We start from the raw sequence: 21673 nt of genomic DNA, 5'->3' as shown, positions 1-21673 counted from the left end.
CAGGCGCGGAAGCTGCGCGCGCGGAGCGGCTGATATGAGCGCGCACGCCCTCTATGTCACCGCCGCCTATGCCATCACGGCGATCGTGCTGGCCGGGCTGATTGGCTGGATCCTGCTTGACCAGCGGGCGCGCAGGCGCGAGCTCGCGGCATTGGAAGCCGCGGGCGTGCGGCGGCGCTCCGACAAAACCGGGACGGCGAAGCCGTGAGCAGCGAGACCCAAACGCCGGCGCGCCGCCGCCTGTTCGTGCTTCTGCCGCTGCTGGTTTTCCTCGGATTGGCCGGACTGTTCCTGTCGCAGCTTCTGTCCGGCCGCGACACTTCGGAAATTCCCTCGGCCCTGATCGGCCTGCCGGCGCCCCAGACGAACCTGCCGCCGCTCGAAGGCTCGAACCTGCCGGGGCTGGATTCCAAATCCTTCGCCGGCAAGGTGACGCTGGTCAACGTCTTCGCGTCCTGGTGCGCGCCGTGCCGGGAAGAGCATCCGGTGCTTCTGGCGTTGTCTGGGGACAAGCGCTTCACGCTTGCAGCGCTGAACTACAAGGACCAGCCGGAAAATGCCCGCCGCTTCCTTGGCGATCTCGGCAATCCGTACCGGGCGATCGGCGTCGATCCGGCCGGCCGCGCGGCGATCGACTGGGGCGTCTATGGCGTGCCGGAGACCTTCGTCATCGGCAAGGACGGCAAGATCGCCTACAAGCATGTCGGGCCGCTGACGCCGGAATCGGCGAGAGACCTGTTGCTGCCGCAGATCGAGAAAGCGCTGGCGTCGCCTGGTTAAGGCGATCCCTATGCGTCGTCATCCTTGGGTCTTCGCTCCGCTTCGCGTCGCTACGCCCAAGGATGACGAACGTGATGGGTCGGCTAAAAAGACTCAGCCGTAGATCTGCTTGTGGATCTGGTAAAGCATCTCGGAGCGGTCGGCGCGCAGATCGGCGAGGTCGCGGCTCGACAGGTTCTCGATTTCGGCGACGAGACGGTTGTAGTGGCGGCGCTTGGCGATATTGTTGCGAGCGCGAGAGACGAGGTTGTCGAAGATCATGACGAGGTTCCTTCTCTGCCGCGTTAACGCGGCGGTTTGTTCCTCCCTTGATCGATTGCCAGCATGACATAGGAATGGTGCGTTGCAAAAGAAAGATGTTGCAATGCACCATTGCAACCAGCGCATAGCCGGTTAACCGGCCCTTACCCCGCATGTTGGCCGGCAGGCTCTGCGGCCAAACACAAGATACGGTGAAGCAATCATCCTCGATCTTGCCAGATCGCCCGTCGGCTGGCTTGATCGCGGCCGACTGGAACGCTGGAGGAAAAGCATGACGGCCGCCGACTATGAAATTCTCGATCCGCGTTTCTCGCGGCTGTTCAACGCCAATGAGCGGGTGGAGAAGCTGTTCACCGGGTGTCGCTGGGCGGAAGGTCCGGCCTGGTTCGCCGCCGGCCGCTACCTCGTCTGGTCCGACATCCCCAACAACCGCATGCTGCGCTATGACGAGACCGATGGCAGCGTCAGCGTCTTCCGCCAGCCGTCCGGCAATTCCAACGGCAATACCGTCGACCGGCAGGGCCGGCTTATCACCTGCGAGCATTCGGGCCGCCGCGTCAGCCGCACCGAGCATGACGGCTCGGTCACCACCATCGCCGACAAATGGCGCGGCAAGCGGCTCAACTCGCCCAACGACGTCGTCGTCCGTTCCGACGGCTCGATCTGGTTCACCGATCCGGCCTATGGCATCGACAGCGACTACGAGGGCGACCACGCCGAAAGCGAGATCGGCGCCTGCAATGTCTACCGCGTCGACCCCGGCACGGGCGAAATCGACGCCGTCATCACCGACATGGTCAGGCCCAACGGGCTCGCCTTCTCGCTCGACGAAAGCCTGCTCTATGTCGCCGACACGGGCCGCACCCATGGCGCCAAGAACCCGGCGCATATCCGCGTGTTCAATGTCGGCAAGGCCGGCAAGAAGATCTCGGGCGGCAAGGTCTTCGCCGACTGCACCGCCGGGCTGTTCGACGGCTTCCGGCTCGACGAAAGCGGGCGCATCTGGACGAGTGCCGCCGACGGCATCCATTGCTACGATCCGGACGGCACGCTGATCGGCAAGGTCAAGGTGCCGGAAGTCGTCGCCAATTGCGTGTTCGGCGGCGCCAAGCGCAACCGCCTCTACATTGCCGGCACCACCTCGCTCTATGTGGTCTGGTTGATGGTGAACGGCGCCAAGACTTATTGAGGCTGTGATCGCCATCTGTGTGCCGCTACCGGGCGGAGCGCGCGGGGCGTCGAGGCGAGCTTGAAGGTGCTGGCGGGACAACACCCCCTCTGCCCTGCCGGGCATCTCCCCCCACAAGGGGGGGAGATCGGCAGCTTCGCCTGCTGTGCCCTTCCTGCGACGCCGGCGATTTACGAAAGCGGAAATGACATCCAATCTCCCCCCTTGCGGGGGAGATGTCCGGCAGGACAGAGGGGGTGTGAAGGAACGCGACGGCAGACGATGGCCGCCACTCAGTGCGTCCGGATGAAGTCAGCCAATGTCTGGATCGCATTTCGCATCGCTAGCCGGTTCTCTGCCTTCGCCAAGATCGCCTCCACCTCCGGCGGCTTCTTGCCGAGCAGCGCGATTTCGAGCGCGGCCTCTTCGTAAAGCGCGAAGGACATCGTGCGCATGATCTCGGCGAGGGCTGCGCGGGCGTAAAGCGAGCGCGGCGAGGCATGCACCAACATCGCCGGCTTGCCGACGGCGGCGTCGCGCGACACCAGCCAGTCGAGGGCGTTCTTCATGCCGCCGGGCACGCCATGCGCATATTCGGGAGAGGAGACTATGAGGCCGTCGGCGCGGGTGACGGCGTCGATCAGGGTGGCGGCTTCGCGCGGTGTCCGCTCGCCCTCGTCGTCCGGGTTGAAGATCGGCAAGTGACCGAGCCCGCCATAGACGGTCACACGGCAATCCGCAGGCGCATTGGCGGCGAGCGTCGCGACAAGGGCCGAATTGGTTGAGGCGGCGCGCAGGCTGCCGGAGATGGCGAGGAGGTTAAGCAAGGATGGAAGCTCGGCGAATCGTGCCCGAGGAAATCTACCACATGGTTTGCCTGTAATCGTCGTCGAGCTCGCGGTCGATCTCGCCGGCGCTCTCGGCAAGCGCCAGCTGGTCGCGGATGATCTGGCCGAGCGTCGGCAGGGTCGCGCGATCGTACCAGGTCTCCGGCTTCCAGAGGTCGGAGCGCATGAAGGCCTTGGCGCAATGCATGTAGGCGGCTTTCACCGTCACCACAATGACGCTCTGCGGCTCCTTGCCGTCGACGGCCAGGCGCTCACGCAGGCCGGCATCGATGGTGATGCGGGCGTCGCCGTTGACGCGCAGCGTCTCGTTCATGCCGGGAATGAGGAACAGCAGCCCGACCGATGGATTGCGGATGATGTTTTCCAGCGTGTCCAGCCGGTTGTTGCCGGGACGGTCGGGAATGGCGATGGTGCTGTTGTCGAGGATGGCGGTGAAGCCGGGCTTGTCGCCCTTCGGCGTCACATCGGCATTGCCGGCGCCGTCCGAGGAGCCGATCAGCACGAAGGGGCTCTTGCCGATGAAGGAACGGCAGTGGCCGTCGAGCGCCTTCAATTCCTTGCGGATCGAGCCGTCGGTCAGTCGGGGCGTCTTGTAGATCGTCCTCAGCTCGTCGCGCGTGGTGAGGATCTCCATGCCCCGATCTCCGTGTTACTTGCCGGCGTTCTCTTCCTTGGCTTTTTCCTCCAGCGAATGGCGCATGATCAGCGGCATCTGGCTGAAGGTGAAGAGAAGCGTGATCGGCATGATGCCCCAGACCTTGAAGGTAACCCAGGCGTCGGTGGAAAAATTCCGCCACACCACCTCGTTGACGAGGGCCAGGAAGAGGAAGAACAGGCCCCAGCGGAAGGTCAGCTTTCTCCAGCCTTCGGCATCGAGGCTGAACGCCGAGTCAAAAACATAGCCGAGCAGCGACTTGCCGAAAAAAAGGCCGCCGAGCAGCACGCAGCCGAACAGCGTGTTGACGATGGTCGGCTTCATCTTGATGAAGATGTCGTCCTGCAGATAGAGCGTCAGCGCGCCGAAGATAAGGACGACGACGCCCGACACCAGCGGCATGATCGGCAAGGTGCGGGTGAGCAGCCAGGAGGCGATCAGCGCGATCGCGGTCGCGGCCATGAACAGGCCGGTGGCGACGAAGATCGGGCCGCCGAGCTCGCCCAGCGCCGGAAACTTCTGCGTCAGCCATTCGCCGCGCGCATTGGCGAAGAAGAAGACCAGCAGCGGGCCGAGTTCCAGCACCAGCTTGAGCAGCGGATTGACGCCTTCCTTCTTCTGTTTCTGCGGGTCGGACGGGTCGCGTTCGAGGATGTTCATGAAAGTCCTTGTTGTCCCGAAAGTCGGCGCTTTTGGGATCGTTCAAGCCACGCCGGCGATCGCCCGGGCGAATTCGCTGGCTGAAAAGGGTTCCAGGTCGTCGACCTGCTCGCCGACGCCGATGAAATAGACCGGCAGTCTGTGCTTGGCCGCGATCGCCACCAGAATACCGCCGCGTGCCGTGCCGTCCAGCTTGGTCATGACCAGGCCGTTGACGCCGGCGACGTTGCGGAAGATCTCGACCTGGTTGAGCGCATTCTGGCCGGTGGTGGCATCGACGGTCTGCAGCACGGTATGCGGCGCTTCCGGATCGAGCTTGCCCAGCACGCGCACGATTTTTTCCAGCTCCGCCATCAGTTCGGTCTTGTTCTGCAGGCGGCCGGCCGTGTCGATGATCAGCACGTCGGAGCCTGCCTCCTTCGCCCTCTCGAAGGCATCATAGGCAAGACCGGCGGCGTCGGCGCCAAGCTTAGATGCGATCACCGGCGATTTCGTGCGCTCGCCCCAGATCTTCAACTGCTCGATCGCAGCCGCGCGGAACGTGTCGCCGGCGGCGAGCATCACCGAAAGCCCGCCTTCGGTCAGCTTGGCGGCCAGCTTGCCGATGGTCGTCGTCTTGCCGGTGCCGTTGACGCCGACGACCAGGATGACATGCGGCTTGTGGCTGAGGTCGAGCTCCAACGGTTTTGCGACCGGCGTCAAAACCTTCTCGACCTCCGCCGCCATCACGGCGCGAACTTCGGAATCGGAAACGTCCTTGCCGTAACGGCTGGAGGCGAGCGAATCGGTGACGCGCAGCGCCGTCTCGACGCCGAGATCGGCGCGGATCAGCACGTCCTCCAGGTCCTGCAGCGTGTCTTCGTCCAGCTTGCGCTTGGTGAAGACGCCGGCGATGTTGCCGGTGAGCTCGCGCGAAGAACGGGCAAGCCCGTCCCGCATGCGCTGGAACCAGGAGCGCCGCGGCGCCGGCTCCGGCGCCTTTTGCGGCTCGGCCTTCTGCTCGACCTTTTTCGCCACCGTCACTTTGGCGGCGGAGGGCTTTGGCTCGGGAGCGGGTTGTGGGACCGGCTGCGGTTCGGGCGCGACCTCGGCAGGGATCGGCTGGGTCGCGACCGGCGAAGGCTGGCGAATGGGTGGCGAGATTTCCGCCGACGAAGCAGGCTCCGGTTGCGCCAAATCCTGCGCAGGTTGGCGCTGCTCCTCACCCTCTCCCCGTCTACGTGGAGAGGAGGGCGTCGGCGTTGGAGCTTCCTCCTTCTCCCCGTCCCTGTACGGGGAGAAGGTCCCGGCAGGGGGATGAGGGACGGCGATGACCTCGGAGGTTGGTTGCGCCGGGGACGGAGTCGACGGCGGGATTTCGGGCGCCGGCGTCTCGGTCGGAACCTCGCTCGGCGGTATCGGCACCTCGACCGGCGCTGGCTCAGGTTGCGGTTCCGGCCGCGACGGCACGATATCCGGCTCGGCCGGCGCTGGCGGCGGCACTTCCTGCGGCTTCGGCCCGGGCGCTGGGCCCGGTACGGGCTCTGCCGGCGGCACCGGCACTTCTTCCGGCGCTGGCGGTTCGGGTGTCTTCGGCTCGGGCTGAGGTTCCTCTTCCGGCTTGGGCTCGGGCAGTGGTTCCGGCTCGGAAGGAATGACGGGCTCCGGCGCAGGCGGAATGGCCGGGGCAGGTTCCGGCTTGGGCTCTTCGGGCGCCGGTTGAGTTTCTGGTTCGGCCCCTGCAGGCGGAGGGACCGGCGTGGCTTCCGCAGCAGGTGGCGTTTCCCCGCGCTTCGGCGACTCTTCGGCCTCCGGCTTCAGCGCCTCGAGCGCGTCCCATTTGATCGGCGGCAGCGGCGCGGTCTCGTCGACGCGCTCCTCGACGACCTCTTTCCTGCCGAACGAAAATATCTTCTTGAAGAAACCAGCCATGCTTCTTGCTGTCTCAGGCGGCTTGGGCGGCGAGCGGTGCCGCGATCAGACGGGCGCCGTCATGGCCGGTGACAACCGCATCGACGATCTCGCCCGGCTGTCCGGCGGCAATGGCGGCGAGCGTGAAGCCTTCGGTGCGGCCAAGCCCGTCGCGCTCGACCAGGATCGACTGGCGCGTGCCGCCAAGGGACGCCAGATGACGGCGATAGGCGGCCTCGCCGGCGGCACGCAGCCTTGCGGCGCGCTGCTTGACCACCTCGCGGCGCACCTGCGGCATGCGCGCGGCGGGCGTGCCTTCGCGCGGGCTGAACGGGAAGACGTGGAGATGCGTCAGGCCGCATTCCTCGACGATTTTCTCCGAATTCTCGAACATCGCCTCGGTCTCGGTCGGGAAGCCGGCGATGATATCGGCGCCGAAGACGATGCCGGGGCGCAGCTTGCGCACGTCCTCGCAGAAGCGGATCGACTGGTCGCGCAAATGCCGGCGCTTCATGCGCTTCAGGATCATGTCGTCGCCCGACTGCAGCGACAAATGCAGATGCGGCATCAGCCTGGGTTCCGTGGCGATGGCGTCGAGCAGGTCGTCGTCGGCCTCGATGGAATCGATCGAGGACAGCCTGAGCCGCTTCACGTCGGGCACCTGGCGCAGGATCGTCTTCACCAGCTTGCCGAGCTTCGGGCTGCCGGGCAGGTCGGCGCCGAAGCTGGTCATGTCGACGCCGCTCAGCACGATCTCGGCGTAGCCGTTATTGCTGAGGCGCTTGACCTGCTCGACCACGGCGCCCATCGGCACCGAGCGCGAATTGCCGCGGCCGTAAGGGATGATGCAGAAGGTGCAGCGATGGTCGCAGCCGTTCTGCACCTGCACGAAGGCGCGCGCCCGCCCTTCGATGGCGTCGACCATGTGACTCGCCGTCTCGCGCACCGAGAAGATGTCGTTGACGCGCGCCTTCTCGGTGTCGTTGACGCCGAAATCGGGCAGCGCGCGGTAGGAGTTCGCCTTGAGCTTCTCCTCATTGCCGAGCACGAGATCGACCTCGTCCATGGCGACGAAATTCTGCGGTTCGGTCTGCGCCGCGCAACCGGTGACGATGATGCGCGCCTCAGGGTTCTCGCGGCGCGCCTTGCGGATCGCCTGCTTGGCCTGGCGCACCGCCTCGGCGGTGACGGCGCAGGTGTTGAAGATGACGGCGCCGCCTTCCAGTGTGCCGAGGCCGGCGCTTTCGGCCTCGCGGCGCATCACCTCGGATTCATAGGTGTTGAGGCGGCAGCCGAACGTGACGACGTCGACACCCTTTTGAAGAGCGGACATCAGGCGGCGCTTTCGGTATCGCGGGCCCAGGCGCCGGTCGATGGGTCGAAGCTGCCGGAAAACTCCCATTCGGCAGCGCCCGTCAGGATGACGTGGTCGTCGTCGCGCCACTCGACATGCAGCTCGCCGCCGCCGGGCGTGAGCAGCGACACGCTGCGGCCGGTGCGCTTGGTGCGGGCGGCAGCAACTACAGAGGCGCAAGCGGCCGAGCCGCAGGCCTTGGTCAGGCCGGCGCCGCGCTCCCAGGTGCGGATCACCATGGTTTGCGGCGAGGTGACCTGAGCGATGGTGATGTTGGCGCGCTCGGGGAAGATTGGATGGTTCTCGAGCAGCGGGCCGAAACGGTCGAGCTCATAGGACCAGACGTCGCGGTCGACCCAGAAGATGGCGTGCGGATTGCCCATCGACACAACAGAGGGCGAGTGCAGCACCGGCGCGTCGATCGGGCCGATCTGCAGTTCGATCATGCGCGTGTCGCGGAATTCCTCGGCGAGCGGGATTTCCTGCCAGCCGAAGCGCGGCTTGCCCATGTCGACCGAGATCGTGCCGTCGGCATGTTCCTTTGCGTTGAGGATGCCGGCGCGGGTCTCGAAGGTGAAAATCTTCTGGCCCGTCTCGGCGGCCAAAGCCTGCACCACGCAGCGCATGCCGTTGCCGCAGGCCTGCGCCCCGGAGCCGTCGGAATTCAATATGTCGACATAGTAGGCGGTGCCCGCCGTCCTCGCGTCATGGATCGCCATGATCTGGTCGAACTTCGTCGCGGCATCGGCATTGAGCGCGATCGCGGCGGCCGCCGTCACCCTGTCGGCACGCCCGCGCATGTCGGCGACGATGATCTCGTTGCCGATGCCGTTCATCTTGGCGAAGGGGGCGGTGCCTGCCATCGATCCCGTCATTTCCGTGTCCGTTTGGCGCTATATGGCGGAAACGGGCAGGAATTACCAGTCCGGCGCGGCCTGACGGCGAAGGCGCCGGACCTACGGCGAAGACGCCGAGCCTAGGTTACCGCGAAGACGCCGAGCACGAGCAGCAGGAACAGGATCAGCACGATGCCGATCAAGACGCGCGCGCCCAGGGCGGCGGCACCGGCCAGCGCCGGCATGCCGAGCAGGCTCGCGGCGGCTGCGACAATCAGAAGGATGATGATCCACTTGATCATGAGACGGGCTCCCTGCCGAATTGTGTCAAGAAAGCAACGCAGCCATGCGCTTCGGGTTCCGCTGCCTGGCGGGCTAGGCGGACGGCACATCCCACACTTCGCCCGGGCGCATGGCGCGAAAACGCTCGCGGGAAATGCCTTCGGCGGCCAATGCCTCGGCCAGCTTTTGCTCCGGCTCCTCGATCGGCTCGTCGGTGAGCTGGAAGGTGCCCCAGTGGCAGCCGGCGGCATGGGCGGCGTTGCTCAGCTTCATGCCCTGCACGGCTTCCTCCGGGTTCTGGTGCTGCGGCGCCATGAACCAGCGCGGCTCATAGGCGCCGATCGGCAGGATGGCCAGCCGAAAACCGCCATGCTTTTCCGCCATCTGGCGGTAGTTGGCGCCGCCATGGAAGCCGGTGTCGCCGGCGAAATAGACCTTGCCGCCAGGTGTCTCGATAACGAAGCCCGCCCACAGTGCCATGCGGCGGTCGCGCGCGGCGCGCGCCGACCAGTGGTGCGTCGGCTCGATGTGGATGGCGGCGCCGTTGCCGACTTCGATCCTGTCGCCCCAATCATGCGCCGACGTTCGCATGCCGGGCACGGCGGCGCCGATGATTGCGTCGTTGCCGAGCGGCATGAGCACCCGCGGGTCGTGGCTTTGCTTCAGCCGCTTGAGCGTCGCGAGGTCGAGGTGGTCGTAGTGATTGTGGCTGACCAGCACCAGGTCGATCGGCGGCAAGTCGGAGAAGGCGATGCCAGGCACATTGACCCGCTTCGGCCCGGCGAAGGCGAAGGGCGAAGCGCGCTCCGACCAGACCGGGTCGGTCAGGATGTTCAGCCCGGCCGTCTGGATGAGCAGCGAGGCGTGACCGACCATGGTGAGCCGAAGCGCCGTGCCTTCGGTCCTCTTGTCGGGTTTTGCTTGCGGAAAAGGGCTTGGAAAGGCCGCCGGCCATTTCGATCGTCCGCCGCTCAACTGCCATTTCAAGAGGTCGGCGAAACGCCCGGGCGGCCTGCCGTCGGGATTGAAAAAGAGTGTGCCGTCGAAGTGATCGCTGGGCGGGCCGCTGTAATAGCGGTTGGCTGCTCTTGTTCTTGCGGCCATCGTTCTCCGCCACTCTTCGTCCCTCGCCCTGAGATAAGGACGCCACCGCCTGGCGCAAGCATTTTGCTGGCGAATGCCAAGGGCTAAAGGGCGGCTTCGACTAGGATCGGCATGTGGAGGACACCACCGTGGCAAAGAAGCGGACCAAGACACCGTGGATGAAGGCCGAGGATTTCGGCCGCTCGCTGCCGAGTGGGCTGGGCGTCAACCTTCTGGTCACCGACATGGCGGCGATGGAAGCCTTCTGCCGCGACGTGCTCGACGCCCGTATCATCTACGCCGACGAGGATTTTGCGGCGATCGAGCTGCTGGGCTCGACCTTCATGCTGCATGCCGACCACTCTTATCTCGACAATCCTATGACCGGCGTGACTACAGGCGCCGAAACGCGCGGCGCTGGTATCGAGCTACGTCTCTATGGCACCGATCCGGATGCGGTCGAGAAAAGGGCTGCAGCACTCGGCCACATCGTGCTGGCGGGCTCCATCGACAAGCCGCATGGCTTGCGCGAATGCTATATCGTCGGTCCGGACGGTTATGTCTTCGTGCCCAGCGCGCGGCTGCAAGCCTGAGATTTCAAGAGGTTACGGTCCAGCTTCTCGACCCGACCTGGGTGAGGAAGATGGTTGCGATAAATTTGCAACAGCGGCTCCGAAAACCCTATTTTAACCATATCGGGTTGAAATTCTGCCACCTTCGCCATCTTGGTGAAGCAGGTATTTACGCGGACGGCGCCCCCCACCGGATCCGACGGAGGTTGGAATGACTTTTTCGAAGACTGGCCTTTTGGCCATATCGCTGGCCGCGCTCGTTGCGAGCGGCTGCTCGACCTCGCGCTTCTCGTCGATGGATGACCAGCAGCCGGCGCCGCTCACGCCGGCGCCTTCCGGCACGGTGACGCAGAATCAGCTGCCGCCGCCGGCCGCGCCCGGCACCACCGACCCGTCGCAATTCCCGACCGCGCCGAAGAACAGCCAAGTCGCATCGCTGCCGCCGGACGGCACGGCGCCCGCGGGTGCCGCGGACCTGACCGCGGCCGCCGTCGCCGGCGTCTGGAACGTCAACGTCTCCGGCCAGAGCTGCAAGGTGGCGACGCCGCAGACCAAGTTCGGCGCCGGCTATCGCGCCGGGCCGCTGCATTGCCCGGCTCCGATCGACGGCATCAAGTCGTGGAACGTCGCCGGCAAGCAGCTGACGCTGTACGATGAAAACGGCGGCACGCTGGCCAGGCTCTATTCGTCCGGCGGCGAAAAGTTCGACGGCCAGACTTCCAACGGGCAACCGATCTCGCTTACAAGGTAGGGCGGACCCTTCCTCATTGTTTACGCAGTTCCGGGAAGCCGCTTTTCCCGGAATTGCCCGAGAACGACGTGACCTATGCATCTGCGTGACGGCCTCCAGACCCATGTGACCGTCAGGCAGCGCTACGATCATCTGGTCGAGACGGGCGTGGTCGAACGCGATCCGGCGCAGGAGCGCGTCGTCACCGCGCTCGACCGGCTGACCGACGAGATCTCGGCAAAAAGGCTGGCGCAGAAATCCAGCGCGCTGGGCTGGCTGTTCGCGCGCAGCAGGCAGCCGCGCGAGCAGGTCAAGGGCCTTTATATCCATGGTGGTGTCGGGCGCGGCAAGACCATGCTGATGGACATGTTCTTCGAGCTCTTGCCTGTCAGGCGCAAGCGGCGCGTCCATTTCAACGACTTCATGGCCGACGTGCAGGACCGCATCCAGAAGCATCGGGCGGCGCGCAAGAACGGCGATACCAAGGAAGACGATCCGATCCCGCCCGTGGCGCGAGCGCTGGCCGAGGAAGCCTGGGTGCTGTGCTTCGACGAGTTTTCGGTCACCGACATCGCCGATGCTATGATCCTGTCGCGCCTGTTCTCGGCGCTGTTTGCCAACGGCGTCGTGCTTGTCGCCACCTCCAACGTCGCCCCGCAAGACCTTTATCGCGACGGGCTGAACCGGCAGCTCTTCCTGCCCTTCATCAGCCTGCTCGAGCGCAATACGCATGTGCTGACGCTGGATGCCGAAAAGGACTATCGGCAGGAAAAGCTCAACCGCCGGCCGGTCTATGTCACGCCGGCCGACGCGGCGGCCGACCGCGCGCTCGACGAGGCCTGGAAGACGATGACGCATGGCAGGCCGGCGGAGGCGGTGACGCTGACGCTGAAAGGGCGCCAGATCATCGTGCCCCGCGCCGCCGGCGATGCCGCGCGATTCTCCTTCGCCGATCTTTGCGAAAAGCCGCTCGGCGCGCGCGACTACCTGGCAATCGCCGGCCGCTTCTCGACCATCTTCGTCGACCATGTGCCGGTGCTCGGCGAAGGCAGGCGCAACGAGGCCAAGCGCTTCATCCTTTTGATCGACACGCTCTACGACCAGCGCATGCGGCTGGTGATGAGCGCCGCTGCGCCGCCTGAAGGGCTTTACACCGCCAGGCGCGGCACGGAAGTCTTCGAATTCGAGCGCACCGCCTCACGGCTGGTCGAAATGCAGAGCCGCGACTGGCTGGAAGGCTGGGCGGAGCGGCGGGAGGGTGAGGCCGCGGAGGCGAGGCAGGCGCAGGCGTAAGTCTCTACGCGAAAAAGGCCGATTCATAGCGTTCCGTCACACCCCCCTCTGTCCCTCCGACGCCAATAGGTCTCGAACGTGGTAACGTCCTAAAGCTTATACACATACATCACGAAATCCTCCGTCGGCCCATGCTCCTCCTGCCGCGTTTCATAAAGCGCGCGCGCCGGTGCGTTGTCCGGCTCGGTCCCCACCCAGGCCTCCACGCAACCCTCCTCCCGGCCGATCTCGAACATGGCGTCGAGCATTTTCCGGGCGATGCCCTGCCGCTGGAAAGGCGTCGCCACGCCGACTTCGTCGATGTAGAACTCGCTCACCTTGTCGAGATGGCGGTGGATGACCGCGGCGCACTGGCCAACCACGATTTCGTCAACTATCGCCACGATCATGACATGGCCGGGCGAGGCGAGATAGGCGGCGAGGCGGTCGGGCCGGACCGGCTCGTCGAACACCTCGTCGGCCACTTGCATCACAAGGGCGTCATCGCCGGGATGAAGCCTTCTGATTTCGACGTTCATTGTGTAAATTCTCCCCAGTCGGCTCATGAATTTTGACGTTTACGTAATTCCCAAACCATCTAACCGATTGAAAATGCTAGCTCCAAAATAATCGTTTGAATTTCTTACGCGCCGGAGCTATTGGGTGCGGCGAAATCTCGCGGGTCCTCGCAGCATTCCAGCCTCCTCGACGCCGTCATCAAGTCTGCAAGGATTTGGAGCACGGTCACACACAAGGGAAAACATCCTGACATGGCACGCAACAAGATAGCGCTCATCGGCTCGGGCATGATCGGCGGCACGCTCGCCCATATGATCGGCCTCAAGGATCTCGGCGACGTGGTGCTGTTCGATATCGCCGAGGGCATCCCTCAGGGCAAGGGTCTCGACATCGCCCAGTCGTCGCCGGTCGACGGGTTCGACGCCAGGCTGACCGGCGTCAACGACTATGCCGGCATCGAGGGCGCGGATGTGTGCATCGTCACCGCCGGCGTGCCGCGCAAGCCCGGCATGAGCCGCGACGATCTTCTCGGCATCAATCTCAAGGTCATGGAACAGGTCGGCGCCGGCCTGAAGAAATACGCGCCGAAAGCTTTCGTCATCTGCATCACCAACCCGCTCGACGCCATGGTGTGGGCGCTGCAGAAGTTCTCGGGCCTGCCGACCAGCCATGTCGTCGGCATGGCCGGCGTGCTCGACAGCGCCCGCTTCCGCTACTTCCTGGCGGAAGAGTTCAAGGTCTCGGTCGAGGACGTCACCGCCTTCGTGCTCGGCGGCCACGGCGATTCGATGGTGCCGATGATCCGCTATTCGACCGTGTCGGGCATTCCGCTGCCGGACCTCGTCAAGATGGGCTGGACCTCGAAGGAGAAGCTCGACCAGATCGTGCAGCGCACCCGCGACGGCGGCGCCGAGATCGTCGGCCTGTTGAAGACCGGCTCGGCCTATTACGCCCCGGCGGCTTCGGCCATCGCCATGGCCGAATCCTACCTCAAGGACAAGAAGCGCGTGCTGCCCTGTGCTGCGCATCTGTCCGGCCAATACGGCGTCAAGGGAACCTATGTCGGCGTTCCGGTGGTGATCGGCGCCGGCGGCGTCGAGCGCGTCATCGAGATCGACCTCGCCAAGGCCGAGCAGAAGATGTTCGACAATTCGGTGGCGGCGGTGCAGGGGCTCACCGAGGCCTGCACCAAGATCGCCCCGCATCTCGCCGGCAAGTAATCGTCCCTCTCCGGAGACCAAGCGCATGAACATCCATGAATATCAGGCCAAGGCGCTGCTGAAGTCGTTCGGCGCACCGGTTGCGGACGGCGTTCCGGTGTTCAAGGCAAGCGAGGCGGAAGCCGCCGCCAAGGCGCTGCCCGGCCCGCTCTATGTGGTGAAGAGCCAGATTCACGCTGGCGGCCGCGGCAAAGGCAAGTTCAAGGAACTCAGCCCGGACGCCAAGGGCGGCGTGCGGCTGGCGAAGTCGGCGGCCGAAGTGGTCGCCAATGCCAACGAGATGCTCGGCCACACGCTGGTCACCAAGCAGACCGGGCCGGCCGGCAAGCAGGTCAACCGCCTCTATATCGAGGACGGCGCCGACATCGAGCGCGAGCTCTACCTGTCGATCCTGGTCGACCGCTCGGTCGGCCGCATCGCCTTCGTTGTATCGACCGAGGGCGGCATGGACATCGAGGCGGTCGCGCATGACACGCCGGAAAAGATCCTCACCGTCGCCATCGACCCGGAAAAGGGCGTGACGGCGGATGACGTTAACAAGCTCAACGCGGCGCTGAAGCTCGACGGCGATGCGGCCAAGGACGGCGGCACGCTGTTCCCGATCCTCTACAAGGCCTTCCTCGAGAAGGATATGAGCCTGCTCGAGGTCAACCCGCTGATCGTCATGAAGAACGGGCACCTGCGCGTCCTCGACGCGAAAGTGTCGTTCGACAACAATGCTCTCTTCCGCCATCCGGACGTGATGGAGCTGCGCGACACCACCGAAGAGGACGAGAAGGAGATCGAGGCGTCGAAATACGACCTCGCCTATGTCGCGCTCGACGGCAATATCGGCTGCATGGTCAACGGCGCCGGGCTTGCCATGGCGACGATGGATATCATCAAGCTCTATGGTGCCGAGCCGGCCAACTTCCTCGATGTCGGCGGCGGCGCATCGAAGGACAAGGTGACGGCGGCGTTCAAGATCATCACCAAGGACCCGGCCGTCGAAGGCATTTTGATCAACATCTTCGGCGGCATCATGAAGTGCGATGTCATCGCCGAGGGCGTGATCGCCGCGGTCAAGGAAGTGGGCCTGAAGGTGCCGCTGGTCGTGCGCCTCGAAGGCACCAACGCCGAGCTCGGCAAGAAGATCATCAACGACAGCGGTCTGAATGTCGTGTCGGCGGACGACCTCGACGACGCGGCCAAGAAGATCGTCAAGGCGGTGAAGGGCTGAGCGGATGATTTCGCCCCGCCTTCTGTGTGCGATTTGGTTCGGCAGTGTCGCCGTGCAGGCGCATGCGGAAGAGACTTCGGACGCGATGGTTCTATACAAGGCTATCTGTATCGCATCAAAAGGCGATTTGATGAAAGCCGAGCAATTGACGATCGAAAATGGGTTTTCGATCGACTCTGACGACCATGGCAGAAAGACGTTTGATCGAACTTATACCGGGACGCTCTCGGCACCTTTTGTAACGCTCAAACCTTCGGGATCAAACGGGAACGAGTCTTCACTCGACATCTGTGAGATTTTTGGAACGACCGCTCATATGGCCGACTTTGAAGGTTACGCTCACTCGCAAAGTTTGGTCGAGGTGCCGAAGGACGAGGTTTTTGGCGATCTGGCTGACCAAAACTACATCCGGATTTACGCGAGCAAGGAATGCCGGGCCGATCTGGCCAACAGCACGGGCTGTATTGTTATTGAGACCATCGGCGACAAGCCGACGGGTGACAGTTTTAGTGGGGTCCTTCGTTTCGGAGTTCCTCGGACCCAATCGGGGACTCGTCTGTGACATATCCCCAATCCAAAAGCGAAAAGGGCTGAGCGGATGCCTCCGCGCAAGATAAACCTGGTCGAGGCGGCGGATCGGACGATCACCAAGGTCTTCGATCCGCATATCGCCGGCGATGTCAATGACAGCCAGGCCAAGGTCGCCAAGTTTGGCGAGGTCTTCGACTGGCATGCGCATGACCATGAGGACGAAGCCTTCCTCGTGCTGCGCGGCAGGATCGCCATCGATTTCCGCGACGGGCCGGTCGAGCTCGGCGAGGGCGACTTCATCGTCGTTCCGCGCGGCGTCGAGCACCGGCCGCGCTCGCTGACCAAGGAGCCGGTGGTGCTGATGTTCGAGCCGGCGACGACGCTCAACACCGGCAATGCCAAGAGCGACCTCACCGTCACCGACCTCAAGCGGCTCTGACCCATGAACGCGGCGCCTTTCTCCTCACTCTCGACCGGTCACCAGAGCCTGCAGGCGCTGGTCGGCGCGTGGCGTGGCGAGGAAGAGGTTGCGGCGACGCAATGGACCGATGCCGGCACGGCGACTTCCGAAGTGCTGGCGGAGGCGCAGTTTGGCGGCCTGTTCGTGGTGCAGCGCTATCGCCAGCGCCGCGATGGCACGATCTCTTTCGGTTCGCACAATGTGTTCGGCTTCGATCAGCAAAACGGCGTCGTCACCATGCACCAGTTCGACTCGATGGGGTTTGTCCCCGCTGCGCCGGCTACCGGCAAGCGGAACGGCAGCGAGCTGAGTCTCGAACGGTCGTCGCCACGCGGCGCCGCGCGTGTGAACTATAGTTTTGACGGCGCTGATACCTACCGCATGCGACTGCAGTTCAAGCCCGCCGGCAGCGATGCCTGGCAAGACATGGTAAGCGGCCTCTACCGGCGCGTTTTGCCTTCGGAGGAAGGCTGAACCAATGGAGATCGCGGGCAAGACGGTTGAAGGGCTACACATAATCGCACATATTACCCTGTGTGTTTATGTGGAGACGGGCGATGAAGAACGTCACGCTGGCTATGGATGAAGCTCTGCTCGAAAAGGCGCGCGGCCTCGCCGGGCGTCGCAAGACGACGCTCAACGCCCTTATCCGCTCGCTGCTTGAACATGAGGTCGAGCAGGAAGACAGGATTGCCTGGGCACGGGAGGGCATGCGCAGGCTGATGGCCGAAGCTCCACTCGACCTGGGCCCTGAATACAAATGGAGCCGGGACGATATCTATGCCGAACGAGAGGATAGAATGCTTTCTCGACTCGAACGTCCTCCTATACGCGGCTTCGGAGAGGACAAGTGATCCTCGCCGCCACGATGTCGCGCAACGGCTTGTGCTCGGGACTGTGTTCGGCGTCTCCGGCCAGACCTTGGCCGAGTTCGCAAATGTTGCAAGACGGAAGTCGGTCTTTGCGGATGCTGTGGTTGACCAGTGGCTGGTCTTTCTCGGCACGCTTCCGTTTGTCCCGGTGGACCAGGCCTATGTCATCGCGGGGCTTCGTCTCGCGCGCCGCTATCAACTCAAATATTACGACGCAACGTTGCTTGCGGCCGCAGAGCGGCTCGGCGCGCCGATTTTCTACACCGAAGATCTCAACCACAACCAGGTTTATGGCTCGGTCCGGGCCGTCAATCCTTTCTTGTAATCGCTGAATTCAGAGGCGTTCCCACCCATGTCCATTCTCGTTGACAAGAACACCAAGGTGCTGGTCCAAGGCCTGACCGGCAAGACCGGCACGTTCCATACCGAGCAGGCGCTGGCCTATCATGGCACCAAGATGGTTGGCGGCATCCATCCGAAGAAGGGCGGCGAGACCTGGACCGGCGCCAAGGGCGAGAGCCTGCCGATCTTCGCCACCGTCGCCGAAGGCAAGGCAAAGACCGGCGCCAACGCCTCCGTCATCTATGTGCCGCCGGCGGGCGCGGGCGAGGCCATCATCGAGGCGATCGAGGCCGAGATCCCGCTGATCGTCTGCATAACCGAAGGCATACCGGTGATGGACATGGTCAAGGTCAAGGCGCGGCTCGACCGCTCCTCCTCGCGGCTGATCGGTCCGAACTGCCCGGGCGTGCTCACCCCCGACGAATGCAAGATCGGCATCATGCCCGGCAACATCTTCCGCAAGGGCTCGGTCGGCGTTGTTTCCCGCTCGGGAACGCTTACCTATGAGGCAGTCTTCCAGACCACCAATGTCGGCCTTGGCCAGACCACCGCGGTCGGCATCGGCGGCGATCCGGTCAAGGGCACCGAATTCATCGACGTGCTCGAGATGTTCCTTGCCGACGACGAGACCAAGTCGATCATCATGATCGGCGAGATCGGCGGCTCGGCCGAGGAAGACGCCGCGCAGTTCTTGAAGGACGAGGCCAAGCGCGGCCGCAAGAAACCGATGGCGGGCTTCATCGCCGGGCGCACGGCGCCGGCCGGCCGCACCATGGGCCATGCGGGCGCGGTGATCTCCGGCGGCAAGGGCGGCGCGGAAGACAAGATCGCGGCGATGGAATCGGCCGGCATCAAGGTTTCGCCGTCGCCGGCGCGGCTCGGCACGACGCTGGTCGAGGCGATTAAGGGTTGAAGTGAGTAACTAGTGAATGGTGAATAGTGGTGGCTAGAACGGACGAATAGTGGAGCACGGCCGGCAGGTCGCAACGCTGCCGGCGGCCATTCACTATTCACTACTCACCATTCACTCCAAAAAGGAGACGGAGCCAGGCTCCGCAAACGAAAATGGCACGACACGATCAGGCCAACGACCAATTCTCGCTCACCTCGTTCCTCTATGGCGGCAATGCCGACTATATCGACGCGCTCTATGCCGCCTATGAGGACGATCCTGCCTCCGTCGATCCCGAATGGCAGGATTTCTTCGCGGCGCTGAAGGACGATGCCGGCGACGTCCGCAAGAACGCCAAGGGCGCCTCCTGGGCGAAGCCCTCCTGGCCCATGCAGGCCAATGGCGAGCTGGTTTCGGCGCTCGACGGCAATTGGGGCCTGGTCGAGAAGCACATCGAAAAGAAGGTGAAGGAGAAGGCGGTCGTCAACGGCGCGGCGCTTTCGGACGCCGACGTGCACCAGGCGACGCGCGATTCCGTGCGCGCCATCATGATGATCCGTGCCTACCGCATGCGCGGCCATTTGCACGCCAAGCTCGATCCGCTGGGCATCGCCAATCCGCTCGAGGACTATAACGAGCTATCGCCGGAGAATTACGGCTTCACGGCAGCCGACTATGATCGGCCGATCTTCCTCGACAATGTGCTGGGGCTCGAGTTCGGCACCATCCGGCAGATGCTGGACATTCTCACCCGCACCTATTGCTCGACGCTGGGGGCTGGACATTCTCACCCGCACCTATTGCTCGACGCTGGGCGTCGAGTTCATGCACATCTCCGACCCCGAGGAGAAGGCCTGGATCCAGGCGCGTATCGAGGGCGCCGACAAAGAGATCACCTTCACCGCCACCGGCAAGAAGGCGATCCTGTCCAAGCTGATCGAGGCGGAGGGCTTCGAGCAGTATATCGACGTCAAGTACAAGGGCACCAAGCGCTTCGGCCTCGATGGCGGCGAGTCTCTGATCCCGGCGCTGGAGCAGATCCTCAAGCGCGGCGGCCAGCTCGGCCTGAAGGAGATCGTGCTCGGCATGGCCCATCGCGGCCGCCTCAACGTGCTCTCCCAGGTGATGGCGAAGCCCCACCGCGCCATCTTCCACGAGTTCAAGGGCGGCTCGGCCGCGCCAGACGAGGTCGAGGGCTCCGGCGACGTCAAGTACCATCTCGGCGCCTCGTCGGACCGCGAGTTCGACGGCAACAAGGTGCATCTGTCGCTGACCGCCAACCCCTCGCATCTGGAGATCGTCGACCCGGTGGTGATGGGCAAGGCGCGCGCCAAGCAGGACCAGTTCGCCGGGCGCGAGCGCGGCGAGATCGTGCCGCTGTCCGAGCGCGCCAAGGTGATGCCGCTGCTGCTGCACGGCGACGCGGCGTTTGCCGGCCAGGGCGTGATCGCCGAAATCCTTGGCCTGTCAGGCCTGCGCGGCCATCGCGTCGCCGGCACGCTGCATTTCATCATCAATAACCAGATCGGCTTCACCACCAATCCGCGCTTCTCGCGCTCGTCGCCCTATCCGTCGGATGTGGCCAAGATGATCGAGGCGCCGATCTTCCACGTCAACGGCGACGATCCGGAAGCGGTGGTGCATGCCGCCAAGGTTGCGACCGAATTCCGCATGAAGTTCCACAAGCCGGTGGTGGTGGACATGTTCTGCTACCGCCGCTTCGGCCACAACGAGGGCGACGAGCCGTCCTTCACCCAGCCGATCATGTACCGCAACATCCGCAGCCATAAGACGACGGTGCAGATCTATGCCGACCGGCTGATCGCCGAAGGCCACATCACCCAGGCCGAGGTCGACAAGATGCGGGCCGACTGGCGCGCGCATCTGGAGCAGGAGTGGGAAGTCGGCCAGGCCTACAAGCCGAACAAGGCCGACTGGCTGGACGGCGCCTGGTCCGGCCTGCGCACCGCCGACAACCAGGACGAACAGCGCCGCGGCAAGACCGCGGTGCCGGTCCGGACGCTCAAGGAAATCGGCAAGAAGCTGACCGAGGTGCCGAAGGATTTCGAGGCGCACAAGACGATCCTGCGCTTCCTCGAAAACCGCCGCCAGGCGATCGAATCCGGCGAAGGCATCGACTGGTCGACCGCCGAGGCGCTCGCCTTCGGCGCCATCCTGCTCGACGGCAATCCGATCCGCCTCTCCGGCCAGGATTCCGAGCGCGGCACCTTCTCGCAGCGCCATTCCGTGCTCTACGACCAGCGCGACGAGACCCGCTACATCCCGCTCAACAATCTGTCGGCGGCGCAGGCCGGCTACGAGGTCATCAACTCGATGCTCTCGGAAGAGGCGGTGCTCGGGTTCGAATATGGCTACAGCCTGGCCGAGCCTAAGGCGCTGACGCTCTGGGAAGCGCAGTTCGGCGATTTCGCCAACGGCGCCCAGGTGGTATTCGACCAGTTCATCTCGTCCGGCGAGCGCAAGTGGCTGAGAATGTCGGGCCTCGTCTGCCTCCTGCCGCACGGCTATGAGGGCCAGGGACCGGAGCACTCGTCGGCGCGCCTGGAGCGGTTCCTGCAGCTCTGCGCCGAAGACAACATGCAGGTGGCGAATGTCACCACGCCGGCTAACTATTTTCACATCCTGCGCCGGCAATTGAAGCGCGACTTCCGCAAGCCGCTGATCCTGATGACGCCGAAGTCGCTGCTGCGCCACAAGCGGGCGGTGTCGACGCTGTCGGAAATGGCGGGCGAAAGCTCCTTCCATCGGCTGTTGTGGGACGATGCGCAGCTGTTGCCCAACCAGCCGATCAAGCTGGTGAAGGATTCCAAGATCCGCCGTGTCGTGCTGTGCTCGGGCAAGGTCTATTACGACCTCTACGAGGAGCGCGAGAAGCGCGGCATCAACGACATCTACCTGCTGCGCGTCGAACAGCTCTATCCGTTCCCGGCCAAGGCGCTGATCACCGAACTGTCGCGCTTCCGCAACGCCGAGATGGTGTGGTGCCAGGAGGAGCCCAAGAACATGGGCGCCTGGTCGTTCATCGACCCCTATCTCGAATGGGTGCTGGCGCATATCGACGCCAAGCACCAGCGGGTGCGCTACACCGGCCGGCCGGCCTCGGCCTCGCCGGCGACCGGGTTGATGTCGAAGCATCTCAGCCAGCTCGCTGCCTTGCTCGACGACGCGCTCGGTGAGTAGCAGGCCGGAAGAAACAGACCTCAAGA

At 64.2% G+C, this 21673-nt stretch carries 24 protein-coding genes and 1 pseudogene; 15 read left to right on the top strand and 10 right to left on the bottom strand.

What is annotated here, in order from left to right; genetic code table 11:
• Positions 1 to 34: 34 nt before the first annotated feature.
• Positions 35 to 208: a heme exporter protein CcmD gene (gene ccmD, locus AU465_RS10050; RefSeq protein WP_192246436.1), complete on the top strand. Its 174-nt coding sequence runs from the start codon at positions 35 to 37 to the stop codon at positions 206 to 208.
• Positions 205 to 780: a DsbE family thiol:disulfide interchange protein gene (locus AU465_RS10045; protein ID WP_192246434.1), complete on the top strand. Its 576-nt coding sequence runs from the start codon at positions 205 to 207 to the stop codon at positions 778 to 780. Before ccmD ends, AU465_RS10045 begins: the two co-directional genes overlap by 4 nt.
• A gap of 93 nt (positions 781 to 873) precedes the next feature.
• Here the strand turns inward: AU465_RS10045 and AU465_RS10040 are convergent, their stop codons facing one another.
• Complete coding sequence (locus AU465_RS10040) at positions 874 to 1041, bottom strand: hypothetical protein (protein WP_192246432.1); 168 nt, start codon at positions 1039 to 1041, stop codon at positions 874 to 876.
• A gap of 271 nt (positions 1042 to 1312) precedes the next feature.
• Here AU465_RS10040 and AU465_RS10035 point away from each other — a divergent pair, with 271 nt between their 5' ends.
• Positions 1313 to 2230 carry an SMP-30/gluconolactonase/LRE family protein gene (locus AU465_RS10035; protein WP_192246430.1) on the top strand — a complete coding sequence of 306 codons (918 nt, stop codon included), beginning with the start codon at positions 1313 to 1315 and terminating at the stop codon, positions 2228 to 2230.
• Between the two features lie 272 nt (positions 2231 to 2502).
• On the opposite strand, the gene AU465_RS10030 is transcribed toward AU465_RS10035, so the two are convergent.
• The 8 genes from AU465_RS10030 to AU465_RS09995 all read right to left on the bottom strand — a co-directional run bounded on the left by AU465_RS10030 (position 2503) and on the right by AU465_RS09995 (position 9838).
• Positions 2503 to 3036, bottom strand: a complete 534-nt coding sequence (locus tag AU465_RS10030) for an NADPH-dependent FMN reductase (RefSeq protein ID WP_192246428.1) — start codon at positions 3034 to 3036, stop codon at positions 2503 to 2505.
• Positions 3037 to 3070: 34 nt separating this feature from the next.
• Complete coding sequence (locus tag AU465_RS10025; protein WP_192246426.1) at positions 3071 to 3691, bottom strand: pyridoxamine 5'-phosphate oxidase family protein; 621 nt, start codon at positions 3689 to 3691, stop codon at positions 3071 to 3073.
• A 15-nt stretch (positions 3692 to 3706) separates the two neighbouring features.
• A complete protein-coding gene (locus AU465_RS10020; RefSeq protein ID WP_192246424.1) occupies positions 3707 to 4372 on the bottom strand; it encodes a septation protein A in 666 nt (221 codons plus the stop codon).
• Positions 4373 to 4414: 42 nt separating this feature from the next.
• Complete coding sequence (ftsY, locus tag AU465_RS10015) at positions 4415 to 6283, bottom strand: signal recognition particle-docking protein FtsY (protein ID WP_192246422.1); 1869 nt, start codon at positions 6281 to 6283, stop codon at positions 4415 to 4417.
• A gap of 13 nt (positions 6284 to 6296) precedes the next feature.
• On the bottom strand, positions 6297 to 7595 hold the full coding sequence (gene mtaB, locus AU465_RS10010) for a tRNA (N(6)-L-threonylcarbamoyladenosine(37)-C(2))-methylthiotransferase MtaB (RefSeq protein ID WP_192246420.1): 1299 nt from the start codon (positions 7593 to 7595) through the stop codon (positions 6297 to 6299).
• A complete protein-coding gene (dapF, locus tag AU465_RS10005; RefSeq protein ID WP_192246418.1) occupies positions 7595 to 8479 on the bottom strand; it encodes a diaminopimelate epimerase in 885 nt (294 codons plus the stop codon). Before dapF ends, mtaB begins: the two co-directional genes overlap by 1 nt.
• A 113-nt stretch (positions 8480 to 8592) precedes the next feature.
• A complete protein-coding gene (locus AU465_RS10000; protein ID WP_192246416.1) occupies positions 8593 to 8754 on the bottom strand; it encodes a DUF1328 domain-containing protein in 162 nt (53 codons plus the stop codon).
• A gap of 73 nt (positions 8755 to 8827) precedes the next feature.
• Positions 8828 to 9838 carry an MBL fold metallo-hydrolase gene (locus AU465_RS09995; protein WP_192246414.1) on the bottom strand — a complete coding sequence of 337 codons (1011 nt, stop codon included), beginning with the start codon at positions 9836 to 9838 and terminating at the stop codon, positions 8828 to 8830.
• Positions 9839 to 9966: 128 nt separating this feature from the next.
• Here AU465_RS09995 and AU465_RS09990 point away from each other — a divergent pair, with 128 nt between their 5' ends.
• From AU465_RS09990 to zapE, 3 genes are all read left to right on the top strand, one after another.
• Positions 9967 to 10410 carry a VOC family protein gene (locus tag AU465_RS09990; RefSeq protein ID WP_312891230.1) on the top strand — a complete coding sequence of 148 codons (444 nt, stop codon included), beginning with the start codon at positions 9967 to 9969 and terminating at the stop codon, positions 10408 to 10410.
• A 190-nt stretch (positions 10411 to 10600) separates the two neighbouring features.
• On the top strand, positions 10601 to 11140 hold the full coding sequence (locus AU465_RS09985; protein ID WP_192246412.1) for an AprI/Inh family metalloprotease inhibitor: 540 nt from the start codon (positions 10601 to 10603) through the stop codon (positions 11138 to 11140).
• A 75-nt stretch (positions 11141 to 11215) separates the two neighbouring features.
• Positions 11216 to 12412 carry a cell division protein ZapE gene (zapE, locus tag AU465_RS09980; RefSeq protein ID WP_192246410.1) on the top strand — a complete coding sequence of 399 codons (1197 nt, stop codon included), beginning with the start codon at positions 11216 to 11218 and terminating at the stop codon, positions 12410 to 12412.
• Between the two features lie 89 nt (positions 12413 to 12501).
• Here the strand turns inward: zapE and AU465_RS09975 are convergent, their stop codons facing one another.
• On the bottom strand, positions 12502 to 12930 hold the full coding sequence (locus tag AU465_RS09975) for a GNAT family N-acetyltransferase (RefSeq protein WP_192246408.1): 429 nt from the start codon (positions 12928 to 12930) through the stop codon (positions 12502 to 12504).
• Positions 12931 to 13161: 231 nt separating this feature from the next.
• On the opposite strand from AU465_RS09975, the gene mdh reads away from it, so the two are divergent.
• The 9 genes and pseudogenes from mdh (at position 13162) to AU465_RS09930 (ending at position 21647) form a co-directional block, all read left to right on the top strand.
• Positions 13162 to 14130 carry a malate dehydrogenase gene (gene mdh, locus AU465_RS09970; RefSeq protein WP_126086843.1) on the top strand — a complete coding sequence of 323 codons (969 nt, stop codon included), beginning with the start codon at positions 13162 to 13164 and terminating at the stop codon, positions 14128 to 14130.
• Positions 14131 to 14155: 25 nt separating this feature from the next.
• A complete protein-coding gene (gene sucC / locus AU465_RS09965; protein ID WP_192246406.1) occupies positions 14156 to 15349 on the top strand; it encodes an ADP-forming succinate--CoA ligase subunit beta in 1194 nt (397 codons plus the stop codon).
• Positions 15350 to 15353: 4 nt separating this feature from the next.
• Positions 15354 to 15911, top strand: a complete 558-nt coding sequence (locus tag AU465_RS09960) for a hypothetical protein (RefSeq protein ID WP_192246404.1) — start codon at positions 15354 to 15356, stop codon at positions 15909 to 15911.
• 36 nt (positions 15912 to 15947) lie between these two features.
• Positions 15948 to 16319 (top strand): cupin domain-containing protein, encoded by a 372-nt coding sequence (locus tag AU465_RS09955; protein WP_192246402.1) that lies wholly within the window; start codon positions 15948 to 15950, stop codon positions 16317 to 16319.
• 3 nt (positions 16320 to 16322) lie between these two features.
• Positions 16323 to 16814: a DUF1579 family protein gene (locus tag AU465_RS09950; protein ID WP_192246400.1), complete on the top strand. Its 492-nt coding sequence runs from the start codon at positions 16323 to 16325 to the stop codon at positions 16812 to 16814.
• A gap of 83 nt (positions 16815 to 16897) precedes the next feature.
• The gene (locus AU465_RS09945; protein WP_192246398.1) at positions 16898 to 17194 is read left to right on the top strand and encodes a hypothetical protein; all 297 of its coding nucleotides are present in this window, start codon (positions 16898 to 16900) and stop codon (positions 17192 to 17194) included.
• Positions 17121 to 17537 carry a PIN domain-containing protein gene (locus tag AU465_RS09940; RefSeq protein WP_192246396.1) on the top strand — a complete coding sequence of 139 codons (417 nt, stop codon included), beginning with the start codon at positions 17121 to 17123 and terminating at the stop codon, positions 17535 to 17537. The genes AU465_RS09945 and AU465_RS09940 overlap by 74 nt, the downstream gene beginning before the upstream one ends.
• Before the next feature lie 27 nt (positions 17538 to 17564).
• Positions 17565 to 18467, top strand: coding sequence for a succinate--CoA ligase subunit alpha (gene sucD, locus AU465_RS09935; protein ID WP_192246394.1), 903 nt, complete (start codon positions 17565 to 17567; stop codon positions 18465 to 18467).
• A gap of 152 nt (positions 18468 to 18619) precedes the next feature.
• Positions 18620 to 21647 (top strand): annotated as a pseudogene (locus AU465_RS09930) (2-oxoglutarate dehydrogenase E1 component).
• Positions 21648 to 21673 lie beyond the last annotated feature (26 nt).

The sequence above is a fragment of the Mesorhizobium silamurunense genome (assembly GCF_014843905.1).
Lineage (GTDB): Bacteria > Pseudomonadota > Alphaproteobacteria > Rhizobiales > Rhizobiaceae > Mesorhizobium > Mesorhizobium silamurunense.
The sequence above is the reverse complement of the archived record's forward strand: the minus strand, read 5'-3'. Positions and strand labels throughout refer to the sequence as shown.